Origin of the sequence: Bradyrhizobium sp., from assembly GCF_049586575.1 — a bacterium.
In the GTDB taxonomy this organism is placed as follows: Bacteria; Pseudomonadota; Alphaproteobacteria; order Rhizobiales; family Xanthobacteraceae; genus Bradyrhizobium.
In genome coordinates, this window is the sequence record NZ_JBAVCF010000539.1 from 1 (window position 1) to 11,479 (window position 11,479).

Genomic DNA, 11,479 nt, shown 5'->3' on the forward strand with positions numbered 1-11,479 from the left:
AGCGTTCGCGCGAACCAATAGCCGGTGAACGAGCTTGCGCCGGTCAGCAGGATTTTCATGGCAGACCCCGCATCAGGTCGACGCCATGGAACGCGGGATCGAAATCCGGCCACGCCGCATCTTTGGACGACACTTCAGCCGGCACGGTCGGCCACGCGATGCCGATGGCCGGGTCGTCCCAGCGGAGGCCGCGTTCCTGCTCGGGGCCGTAGAACGTCGACACGAGATAGATCGCCTCGGCGTCGTCACTCAACGTGAGGATCGCGTGGGCGAAGCCGCGCGGCACATACATCATCAGGCGGTTGTCGGCCGTGAGCTCGGCGCCGTACCATTTTCGGTATGTCGGCGAGTCCGGCCGCAGATCGACGATCGCGTCCCACAGCGCGCCGCGTACACAGCGCACGACTTTGACCTCGGCGGCGGGCGGCAACTGATAGTGCAGGCCGCGCAGCGTGCCTTTTTGCCGGCTGAGCGAATTGTTGATCTGAACAAAACGGGTTTCCAGGCCATTCGCCGCGAATTCCTGCTCGCAGAAATAGCGGGCGAAGAAGCCGCGATCGTCGCCGCGCTTCTCCTGTTCGATGACGTGGGCACCGGCGAGCGGCGTATTGTGGAATTTCATGACGCCGCCCGGTTTTCCTGCCCGGCCCACCGCAGGTCAGGCGCCAGGCGGCCGGCCGCCAGGTGACGGTCCAGCGTCTTCAGACGGATGTAGGGCGAGTTACGGAAATCCCTGTCGGCGAAACCCATCGCCGTGAGCCCGTCGCGCAGGCGTCCGATCGACTCGGCAAGTGTCAGCTGCGGGATATGGCTGGGCGCAAGCGCCCTGAACAGCGAGAAGTCGACCTTGTAGGACCGCCGGTCGGGCGGCGCCTTGGTGTTGATGCTCACCCTGGTGCCGGGCACGGCGGCGGCGACCGCTTCGGCCAGGTCACGCACCTGATAATTCCACTCATCGCGCCCGACATTGACCGCCAAGAAACGCCCGCCCTGCGACGGCGGCCGTGCGATCGCCCAGGCGATGGCGCGGGCCATGTCCTCCACGTCGATCAGCGGCCGCCACGGCGTGCCGTCGCTGAGCACGGTGATCTCGCCCGAGGTCACCGCGCAGGCAACGAAGTCGTTGAGCACGAGGTCGAGCCGCAGCCGATCGGACATGCCGCAAGCAGTAGCGAAGCGCAGGCACGTCACCGTCGTGCCGTTCAAGTCCATCTGCTTGAGCGCGTTTTCGGTGCCGATCTTGGAGCGCGCATAGGCCGTGAGCGGATTTGTTGCGTCGGTCTCCTTGCGGGGGCCGCCTTCGGCGCTGCCATACATGCTGCAGCTTGACGCGAACACGAAGTTGCGTACGTCAGCCTTGCTGGCCAGCTCGGCGACGCGGACGCTCGCCTGCTGATTCACCTGTTCGGTGACCGCTTCGTACTTGCTGCCCATCGGATCGTTGGAGACCGCCGCGAGGTGCACGACCGCGTCGGCGCCTTTCAGCACCTCCGCGTCGAGGTCGCGGATGTCGCCGAAATATTGGCGGTCGAATAGCGTCTCTGGGAGGACGGCGGAATTGGTCAGGCAGTGGCCGAAGAAGCCGCTGTCGTATCCGACCAGCGTACAGCCGCCGATCTTGGTGCGGAGAAACCGCGCCAGCACCGGCCCGACATATCCCATATTCCCGGTGATGATGATGCGCATGGGCTGAGCGTTCGAGAGCGTTACGCGTCCTGGTGCCGAGAAAACCGTGTCGCGGGAATCGACGCCTCCGCGAGAGCTTGTTCCGCAGTTGGCGCGCATGGCTGTTTCTTCATTCGGTCAAGATGCCGTTGCACGATCGGATTGAGCGAAGGTGAGGCGGCGAGGGAAACCCATCCGCGCGTATCGAGGCCGAGCGGGTTGTCGCGGAGCAGCTCGATTTTCAGCGCAGGGCAGCCATAGCGCGCAATGAGCAGGTCCCACAGCGCGTGGGACGGATTAATGTGGCAGCGGCCAACTTGCAGGAACGAACGCCACTGCGAGAGCCGAGGATTCGTCAGGACATCATTGTTGATGGTGTCAATCGAACAAAGGGCGCCGACCGCCAAGCCGGTTTCCAAAGCATGCTGCGTCAGACCGAGCTCCAAGCTGGCGATCTGGCCGTACTTGGTCATGTAGGGCGTTGATTTGATTGTTTCGGCAAACCACGGCAGCAGGGTCTTCTGTGCATTGCGGCTGAAGCCGAGGAAATAGCTTTGCAGATGATAGCCGCATTGGCGGCTGTCGGTTATGCCCCACAGGTCCAGTTTCGATGCAGCCATTTGAGCAAACATTCGGCCGCAATCGACGACGGGGAAATATACGCTGTCATTGATGAAAAGCACATACGCGTATCGTTCCCTGAGACTTGTTTGGATGCTCTCAAGCGCAAGGTACCAGGAGCCGAAATCGCGGCCGGCGTCATTCTTTATGATAATCCGAAACACGAATTGACGTATTTTTTCCAATTCCTTCGGCGCTGCCGTGGAAGTAATGAAGCAGATGTCGGCGCCGGCGTCGCGCAGAGCGCTCAAATAGCGAACGACATATTCGTCGATGATGCCGTCTCGATCGTAATGAGCGAATAAAGCAAGGTATCGGTGATCCGCAGCCGGCGCCGCTTCGCCGCCTTCAACCGCAAGGCAGCGCACAAAGCGGTTGGACGCATACAACGATCGTGTTCCCTCGCGGCACTGGGTGTAGCCGACGCGCAGGAAGTGATCTGTCGCGCTGCGAAAGCGCCCTTGTGCGATCAGCATCGCCGCGTCTGGATTATCCATGCAGTACGCGGAGGGATCGAAGTCGAATTCATATCCGTGAAGCGGGATGCGAAGAACGCGATGAGACGATGTTTCCAATTCATCGATGCCAAAATTCACAAGATGCTCGAGGCCGGACCTGCAACGGCCGCCGCGAACGGCCTCTGCGACGTCCGGATTGAGGCGGAGATACGTCCGCTCTTCGAGCGGTAAATGCTCGATGAGAGTCCTGTTGCGCCGCGTGTCGCTCAGCCGTTTTAGGGAGACCTGAACGCGGCCGGGTAATCTCCTCACGACCGGCCGGCAAGCCGTGCGCATAATATGTTCAAGTCGCGCGAGCGTCGCGCGCCTGGGGCCGGATAAAGTTGCCGGTCGGATCGCTGCGCCGTTCATCGTCGACATTTCTTGCCCGCTCCACGCACGATCAGATACAGACGCACATCACCCTCACCTGCCGGACTCGCTACCAGATCTTCCAGGGCGCCTTTCCGGACGCCCAGAGTTGTTCGAGGTATCGCTTGTCCCGTAGCGTATCCATCGGGTGCCAAAAGCCGCGATGGAAATACACCGACAGCTCGCCTTCGGCGGCGAGCCGCTCCATCGGTTCGCGCTCCCAGACGGTCGTGTCGCCCTCGATGTAATCGCCGACCTTCGGCGACAGCACGAAAAAGCCGCCGTTTATCCAGGCGCCGTCGCCGACCGGCTTTTCCTGAAAGCCGCTGATGACGTTGCCTTTGAAGCGGATTGCACCGTAGCGCCCCGGCGGCTGTGTTGCCGTCACGGTTCCCAGGCGGTGCTCTCTATTGTGAAATTCTATTGTCTCGCGAATGTTCACGTCACCGACCCCGTCGCCGTAGGTGACGCAAAAAGCAGGGTCGGCGTTGACGTAGGGAAGGACTCGCTTGATCCGACCGCCGATCATCGTTTCCTCGCCGGTGTCGACCAGCGTGATCGACCAAGGCTCGGCTTTGGCCTGGTGTACGGTCAGATCGTTTTTGCAGAGATCGATGGTGACGTCGGACATGTGAAGGAAGTAGTTGATGAAATATTCTTTGATCACGTAGCCGCGGTAGCCGAGGCAGACGACGAATTCGTTGATGCCGTTGGCCGAGTAGATTTTCATGATGTGCCAAAGAATCGGCTTGCCGCCGATCTCGATCATCGGTTTTGGCTTGACATCCGTTTCCTCGGCGAAGCGCGTGCCCAACCCGCCGGCCAACAAGACCGCTTTCATTCACCCACCACGTCGACCTCAGTCTCTTCGCTCTTTCCGGTCTTTCCAGTCCTGACCATCGCTGCCGCGACACATTCGGCGGACGCGGTCGACTGCAACTTGTCGGCGCTATGCCGTTCGACGCAGCGTCACGTCACGCTGCAGGATTGCCTCGCGGCTGATGCGTCGCGTGGCGTGCAGGGCCACGTGTGCGGTCGTCCGCTCTCATTGTTTCTCGATCCCCCAATCGACGTCTTGCGGGCTCCACGCCTCGCGATCCCATTCGGGTGGGCCATCCGCTTCCGGAAGCGCCACCAGTTAGTCAGCCGGTCACCGAGCGGTTCCTTGTTCAACCTGCATTCATGTTCTGCATTTTATAGTTGAGTATCATGCAAAACACAAGTATTGAGAGCGTAAATAGCTCCGCTTCGTTGCGGTTGCCCCTCTTTGCAACCATTATTCTATAATTATCAATGGTTGTCAAAAAGACTGTTTGCAATGTGTTTACTAGTAAAGCCAGACGCCGCCTTACGAGCCGCGCACACCTCCATGAAGAATGCGGTTCCACGGGCGATCCCGGCGTGTTGCCAAGCAGACCAGATATCGGCTCTTTCTTGGCGAGCGGTCCTGTGGCGGCGAACTCACAACTGTAAAAGGCCGGCTTGCCATTCCGCCCCCAAGTGCAGGCCTTTAAGCTACCTCCGAAGCTCTCGGGACAGCCGGCCTACCGAGAAAGCCGGCTTACCCCGCCACGGCTGTCTGCGTCGAACTTCGCATCCTCTTGGAAAGCTGAGCAAACTGCCCTAAATCATGGCCGGCTGGCGTAAGGGTCAACGATCGACCGGCGCTGGACGCGATGGCGGGGTAGCTCAGCTGGTTAGAGCAGCGGAATCATAATCCGGAGGTCGGCGGTTCGAGTCCGCCCCCCGCTACCGCCCGCGTGTAACAATGTCCCCCGAAGCGTTGCCGGTTCATACCCTGCCCAACCTCCGCGCCGAGCTTGCTTTTCCGTTCGAGCCGCTGAGGTTAACCCTCACGCCGCGTCAGGTGAATAGTTAGACGTCCACTACTAGACCGTGTATAGTAGGTTGTGTAATTTGGCACGGGGCTTCGGCAGCACAGGCGTGGGTGTGATGCAGGGGGGCATTTCAGGCAAACCGCAGACTGGTGACGCGCCAGCGTGCGACTGGCGCCTGTTGACTGTGCCGAAAATTACCGATGTCCGAGGCAATCTGACCTTTGTCGAGTCGAACCGGCACATTCCGTTCGAGATCGCCCGTGTCTATTACATCTATGACGTCCCCAGCGGGTCGACACGCGCCGGGCATGCTCATCGAACCTTGCACCAGATATTTCTGGCACTCTCCGGCAGTTTCGTCGTCCACCTGGACGATGGACATCGCAAGGAACAATTTTCGCTCAACCGGCCTAGTTCCGGATTGTATGTGCCTCCCGGCGCGTGGCGAGTGATCGATGATTTTTCCGGCGGCGCCGTAATGCTGGTGCTTGCTTCAGCAGTCTACGACGAAGCGGACTATATCCGCTCCTATGATGAATTCCTCCGCTACGTGGCGGGGCGTTAGGCATCGATATGGCTGTTGTGGAGTTTTTCAGCCTTCAGCGACAGCACGCGGAATTGCGGGCGGCCCTTGAGTCGGCGACCGCCCGCGTGCTTGGAGCCGGATACTTCATCCTGGGTGCCGAAGTCGAAAAGTTCGAACACGACTTTGCAGCCTACGTGGGCGTTAAGCACGCCGTTGGGGTTGGCAACGGCCTGGAGGCGCTTGGTCTGCTGCTCAAGGCCTTGAGAGTTGGCCCAGGCGATGAAGTGATCGTTCCGGGACACACATTTATTGCCACTTGGCTGGCGGCGGAGCAGGTTGGGGCGACGGTCGTTCCTGTCGACGTCGATCCTGTCAATTACAACATCGACCCCGCTCAAGTCAGGATGGCGATCACAAGCCGAACGCGCGCCATCATTGCCGTTCACCTGTATGGTCAGCCGGCGGACATGAATTCGCTCGACGAAATTAGCAAAGAACATGGGATCCCGGTGCTGGAGGATGCCGCTCAGGCCCATGGAGCGACCCTGGATGGTCGAAAGACGGGTGGGCTCAGCCTGGCGGCAGCATTCAGCTTCTATCCGACCAAAAACCTGGGCGCCTTGGGTGACGGCGGCGCCGTCACGACCGACGATGACGCATTGGCCGCTTCCATTCGATCACTGAGGAATTACGGATCCAGCGTGAAGTATCGCCACGACGAACTGGGAGGTAACTCGCGTCTTGACGAACTTCAGGCGTCATTTTTGAACGTCAAGCTTGCAGGCCTTGACGATAGGAACGAGAAGCGGCGCATCATTGCCACGCGCTACTCATCGAAGCTGAGCGGGGTCACAGGGGTTGCCGTGCCCCAGGTCGCGAAGCACGCCAGTCCAGTCTGGCATCAGTACGTCATTCGACTGACCCGACGGGCACAAGTCCAGGCAGAGCTGAACCGACGTGGCATTCAAACGATGATTCACTACCCAATTCCGCCCCACTTGCAGCGTGCGTACGCTACAAATCCGGTGAGTAGGGTCTACCTCCCTCATACCGAACGCGCAGCCGAGCAGGTCCTGAGCCTGCCGATGTGGCCGGAACTGAGCGATGCTGAGGTCGACGGCGTGATCGGCGCAGTTAAAGACGCAGTCTTGACCGTCGAAGAATCTCCGGCCGAGATTTAGCCTTCCTGCTCTATCGGCCCGATTGCCGTGGATCACCCGCGATGGATCATAGCGACACTCCACTGCTGTCGGCGCTCATTCTGACCCATAATGACGAGAACTATATTGAAGCCTGCCTGAAGGGACTCCTCAGCATCGACTATCCCAATTTTGAGATTTGTCTTCTCGACGACGGCTCGACGGACGCGACTTTTGCAATAGCCAGCGCCTTCGCCCGGTCGAACCAGCGTCCGATCATCGCGAGAACGCAGCCGCCGAGCGGGGGACGTACATCTCAAAATTCGCAAGCACTTCTGCGAATGGCTCGCGGGAAGTATCTTCTGTTCATGTCTGGCGACGATTCGCTGGTCGCGAATTTTGCGGCAGCAAGGATCATTTCGGAGATGGAGGCGCACGACAATATAACGATGGCATTTCCGAGAATCGTCCACGTCAATCTCGATGACTGTACGCGGCTCGAAACCATTTATACGTCTGAATTTCAGGAATTGCTGCGGTCGGGAAATCCAGATGAAATATACGCTAAACATCTATGCAAAAGGGTATCTCGCCTATTCCTGCAGGGCGCCATAGCTCGCAGGTCGTTTGTTGATGATTTTGGTGGATTCGATACTGATTTGCTGGCCGACGACTACGCGTTCATGGTTCGCGCCTTTGCAGCCATGCAAGGGCGCAAAAATAAAATTATTTTTGCCAGCGATAACCTCTGTATCTACCGGATCCACAATACGAGCCTTCACCGCAATGTCAGCCGGCAACGCGACCTGGTGGCGGAAGTCGTCAGAAAATACATCCCGGCTCAATATTGGGCCGAATTCAAAATGGACTATGGGTTTCCCAAAGATATTGAGGACTTTCAGGAGATTTGCAGACACATGATTCGCTACTTTGGCACAATCGCAGAACAACACATGGTGCCAAGATACGCCGTGCAATACGCACGCTCGCTGTTGGCAAAATCAGATTTCGCGACCCTGACGAGTCTGCTTACCTTGCCGCAGACCCGATGGGAAACGTGGTTCTACGTGCTGCGCAACCTTTACTGGGCACTTCCATACCCCGCGGTTCGCTGGTGGAAGGCTCGAAATATCCGAACGAATTAAATGTCCAAATTCACAGTCATGCATCTCTAGAGTCCCTCGGCACGAAGAACATGACGGTTTCATAGATTGATTCCGTATAGTGCCTCAAATACACGTCGAAGCGTGGGTAGATGGAAAGCAGCTGCTTTGGTATGCGCCAGAAATCGCCAGCCCTGTGATAAACCGAGATAGCTGCCTTGGGACGATGCTTCCCAATGATTCCTGCGGCGCCGGCTATGGCGCGGCGCTCTTCCCCCTCAATATCCATCTTTAAAAAACTCGGCGGGGTCAAAAGAACATCGTCCAGCCGCGCCAACTGAATCGTGGTCGTGCCGCTGAGGGAAAGACCCGACGTTGAGCCGCTTATCGCGAAGGACGCGGGTCCGCTGAAGTCGCTCGCCCCGATGGGCCAGAGCTGGATATCGCGACACTCCCGCAATGCGTGCTTGCACTTCGCGAAATTCATCGGATCGGGTTCAAACAGGTGAATAGCGCCGTATTGAGGGCATCGCTTTATGAACTCCAGGCTCGTCTCGCCGTGGAAGGCACCGACATCCACAAATACTTCGCCGCTAGAATGAAGATCCAGGAAGTCTTCGAAATACTGCTCTTGCTGCCGGTCGACGAATCCGGTCATCACGTCGATATCACAATTCAGCCGAAAGCTGACGAGTTTACGGAAGCTGTCGCGTGAAATGTCGTCGGCCAACAGTTCGTACGCCCAAAGATACTGCGCCTCATTCGCCAAAAACTCATCACCAAAACCCTCGTTGAATACGACTTCCCGCAAGTGCGCGCCGGACCACTTGCACAGTGAGAAATAATCCAAATGCTCGACGCCCAGTTTGTCTAATTTGTCCCGGACGGTCAGCGGCCTGCCGCCGGATGCGGCCAAAACCAACGCATCCTTTGCTATCTCTGATGTCCTGACGATCGGACGTCCGCAGAATGTCGGTTCGGTCGAAAAGTCGTCGACGAAAGCATCGACGCTGCATAGGTCCAGGATGGACCGGCCATATACATTGCACCCGAATACCAGTTTCGGGCGGCTTCCTGGAGACGCAAATTCCCGCCAAAAGGCCTCTGCACGGTCGCGTAGCTGATTGGCGCGCGCCGGTGATATCAACAGGCCGCTCAAGTCCTGATCCATTGGCGCTCTCGGGCGGACCTCGCCATGGCATCGAGCAACTTGATGCCTTGCATCGCCGTAGGCAATCCGTACACGAGATCGTCAAGGGCATGCTGAGCGATGCCGTGACGAACCTCCAGCCAATCTGCCAAATCATAATAATAATTGGCGAAAGCTTCGATGAACCCCGCCGGGTGTCCCGGTTTGAAACGCGAATACCTGTCCTGATTGGCGACTTGAACTCCCGGGCTGGCGCGATCAATCATGCTCCGCGCGCCAAAACGATCAGAAAGCCAGATAAATTCCGGATCGGTCTGAACCCATTCGGCCGCACCCTTATCGCCAAATATCCGAACCCGCAGTCCATTGCGGTAGCCCAGCGCGCTTTTGCTGAACCAAAAACTGCACTGAAGCGCTCCCGAATATTGCGAAATGCAGAAAACGTTGTCGATGATGCCCCGAAAATTGCCGAAACTTCCCGCGAGCGCCGCAACATCCATTGGCGTTTCGTGTGTCAGAAAGTTCACGAAAGCGTGGAGATGTACTGCGAGGTCGAGTGAGATGGTTGGGACGTCGTGATCGCGCAATCGCCAATCCTGAGGAACCACGGGTTCGCCGTGCTCATCACATCTAAGAAACCCCTCCTGAGGCATCTCGACATGGATCTGGCTAACGGTGCCTAATCGACCTGCGGCGATCATGGCGCGTAACTCTCGCACCATCGGATACCCCAGGTAATTATAAATAACCGCGAGGAAGCCGTTAGTGGAGGCGAGCGCTTCCTCTATCTTTCTGACTTCGTCGATCGAGACCGCAAGAGCCTTCTCACAAATCACAGGAACTCTGCGTTCAAGGCACTGAATAACATGCGCGGCGTGTTGATCGGTCGGAGTCAAGATGACAAACGCGTCCACATTGCTGGACTCATTGCGCAACAATTCGTCTATTGTCGAATATGTGCGATCGCGGGAGACGCCATATTGCATTGCGCTGAATACGTTTGCCTCCGGATCGAGATCGAAACAGCCCGCCACAACGTCGAAGCGATGGTCTATCGACAGCGCTGCATTGTGGCACCGCCCGATGGCGGAATAATAGCCGCCGCCAAGACAGGCGACGCGAAGAGGTCTTCGATCATGCCGAATGTCGCTAAGGATGGGTGCCATAAGTCTCCTCCAACGAATCCAGCTCGACAGAGTCAGCAAAATGCGGTACGCGCGCGAACATTGTTTCCGCATCCTCGAATTCAATAAAGGCGATACCCATTTTATCGAAGGGCGCCGGGTCCAAACGCTCGCCGCTCATTTTGAGCGGCACAAACGAGATTCTCCGTGCTGGTATTTTGAACGAAGGCCCGGAGGAGATCGTGCTTCGCGAAACTGAGACGGTATGCCGGCCCATAAATCTCGCCGTGTCGAATCGCCGTAATTCCTCCGGATATCTTTCACCAAGGAATTTCGCGACGTACATGTCGGTGTAGTTCAGGCCGGTCGCCTCCTCAATAAGGCGGCCATACAGGTCGCCGGGGCACCGGCGCATTGGTTCGATGATCCAGAAACGTGAATCGGAGGCGATAAATTGCGTATGCAGCAGGCCATCCGCAAGTGAGGCGCCGCGGACCACGCGCATCATCGCCTGACGAACCTCATCTTTTAGGAGATCTGAAAGCTGTGAAGGATAATTCGAGCAATTAACTTGATAGGGATAGACCGTGCAGTGTTCGTCGACGAAGCCGTCCCAGACGATCGAGCGATCCTGGATAAATGCCGAGTGGCTGTGCAGAGTGCCCTCGACAAACTCTTCAACGACGGCTTCGCCAGTGCGTGACGCATCCCGCGCCGCGCGTAGCGCGGCGGCAAGGTGGTGTTGCTCGGATACTTTCGTCGTGCCGCGGCCGCTGAAGCTGTCCACCGGCTTGACAAGCACCGGATATGAAATTGGGGTGAGACTTGTTCCGTCGCCTTCGACGGAACCGTAAAAGTGCCGAGCCGGCGCCGGAATATCGTGTTTAGAGCAAAAATCTCGAAATCGATCCTTGGTGTGGAGCGTCAGCGCGGTTTCCCAGTCGTCATAGCCCGAGAAATGACAATTGTGAGCGGCCCAGCTGCAAGCCAGATACGCAAAATCATTGCAGCTTGGGACCAGGAAATCGAATGAGTTTTGCCGAACCTGATCGAGCAAATCGTCCTTGTGCGAATAATCGAAATAGAAAGACGCGTCAGCATACTGATGACACGGATCGTCCTTCTGATTACCGCAGACCGCTACGTGGAGGCCCCGCTTTTTTAAAGCAAAAAGCAGGGGCGCGGCGCTGTAGCTGCTGCCAACGAGAAGCGCCGACTTCTTTGGATGCCCGGTGGTCATATTATTTTCTCAACGCAAAAACCGCTGCAGCGCCTGCTTAAGGGTTTGCAGGTCGACCAGGTAATCGCGGTGAAGGTGAACGTCTCGCTGATCGAGTTGAGGTCCGACATACTCAGGCGCGTGGTGACGTACGTTCTTCGTTTGAGGCGAAGAGTTGTTCGGTAGAGCTCGTCTTCCGATCTTCCGTACATGCCCCCCACAAAC

General features: G+C 57.7%; 11 protein-coding genes and 1 tRNA gene. 4 read left to right on the forward strand and 8 right to left on the reverse strand.

From position 1 onward, the window contains the following. Positions 1-55: 55 nt before the first annotated feature. The 4 genes from rfbC to rfbF form a co-directional block, all read right to left on the reverse strand. A complete protein-coding gene (gene rfbC / locus WB528_RS20240; protein WP_423890184.1) occupies positions 56-622 on the reverse strand; it encodes a dTDP-4-dehydrorhamnose 3,5-epimerase in 567 nt (188 codons plus the stop codon). Next, complete coding sequence (locus WB528_RS20245) at positions 619-1,686, reverse strand: NAD-dependent epimerase/dehydratase family protein (protein ID WP_423890185.1); 1,068 nt, start codon at positions 1,684-1,686, stop codon at positions 619-621. Before WB528_RS20245 ends, rfbC begins: the two co-directional genes overlap by 4 nt. A gap of 20 nt (positions 1,687-1,706) precedes the next feature. After that, entirely contained in the window at positions 1,707-2,882 is a 1,176-nt protein-coding gene (locus WB528_RS20250) for a rhamnan synthesis F family protein (protein ID WP_423890186.1), read from the reverse strand. Between the two features lie 343 nt (positions 2,883-3,225). Further along, positions 3,226-3,996, reverse strand: coding sequence for a glucose-1-phosphate cytidylyltransferase (rfbF, locus tag WB528_RS20255; protein WP_423890187.1), 771 nt, complete (start codon positions 3,994-3,996; stop codon positions 3,226-3,228). A gap of 837 nt (positions 3,997-4,833) precedes the next feature. Here rfbF and WB528_RS20260 point away from each other — a divergent pair. The 4 genes from WB528_RS20260 (at position 4,834) to WB528_RS20275 (ending at position 7,803) form a co-directional block, all read left to right on the forward strand. Next, positions 4,834-4,907: transfer RNA gene (locus tag WB528_RS20260), tRNA-Met, on the forward strand. A 201-nt stretch (positions 4,908-5,108) separates the two neighbouring features. Further along, positions 5,109-5,558, forward strand: a complete 450-nt coding sequence (locus WB528_RS20265) for a sugar 3,4-ketoisomerase (protein ID WP_423890194.1) — start codon at positions 5,109-5,111, stop codon at positions 5,556-5,558. 8 nt (positions 5,559-5,566) lie between these two features. Further along, positions 5,567-6,700, forward strand: coding sequence for a DegT/DnrJ/EryC1/StrS family aminotransferase (locus WB528_RS20270; protein WP_423890188.1), 1,134 nt, complete (start codon positions 5,567-5,569; stop codon positions 6,698-6,700). Between the two features lie 41 nt (positions 6,701-6,741). After that, positions 6,742-7,803 (forward strand): glycosyltransferase family A protein, encoded by a 1,062-nt coding sequence (locus WB528_RS20275; RefSeq protein ID WP_423890189.1) that lies wholly within the window; start codon positions 6,742-6,744, stop codon positions 7,801-7,803. Between the two features lie 16 nt (positions 7,804-7,819). On the opposite strand, the gene WB528_RS20280 is transcribed toward WB528_RS20275, so the two are convergent. From WB528_RS20280 to WB528_RS20295, 4 genes are all read right to left on the reverse strand, one after another. Further along, positions 7,820-8,932 carry an FkbM family methyltransferase gene (locus tag WB528_RS20280; protein WP_423890190.1) on the reverse strand — a complete coding sequence of 371 codons (1,113 nt, stop codon included), beginning with the start codon at positions 8,930-8,932 and terminating at the stop codon, positions 7,820-7,822. Then, positions 8,917-10,077: a Gfo/Idh/MocA family protein gene (locus WB528_RS20285; protein WP_423890191.1), complete on the reverse strand. Its 1,161-nt coding sequence runs from the start codon at positions 10,075-10,077 to the stop codon at positions 8,917-8,919. The genes WB528_RS20280 and WB528_RS20285 overlap by 16 nt, the downstream gene beginning before the upstream one ends. Then, a complete protein-coding gene (locus WB528_RS20290; protein WP_423890192.1) occupies positions 10,061-11,275 on the reverse strand; it encodes an ATP-grasp domain-containing protein in 1,215 nt (404 codons plus the stop codon). Before WB528_RS20290 ends, WB528_RS20285 begins: the two co-directional genes overlap by 17 nt. Positions 11,276-11,284: 9 nt before the next feature. Continuing rightward, positions 11,285-11,479: hypothetical protein (locus WB528_RS20295; RefSeq protein WP_423890193.1), on the reverse strand; the 195-nt coding region annotated here is incomplete at its 5' end.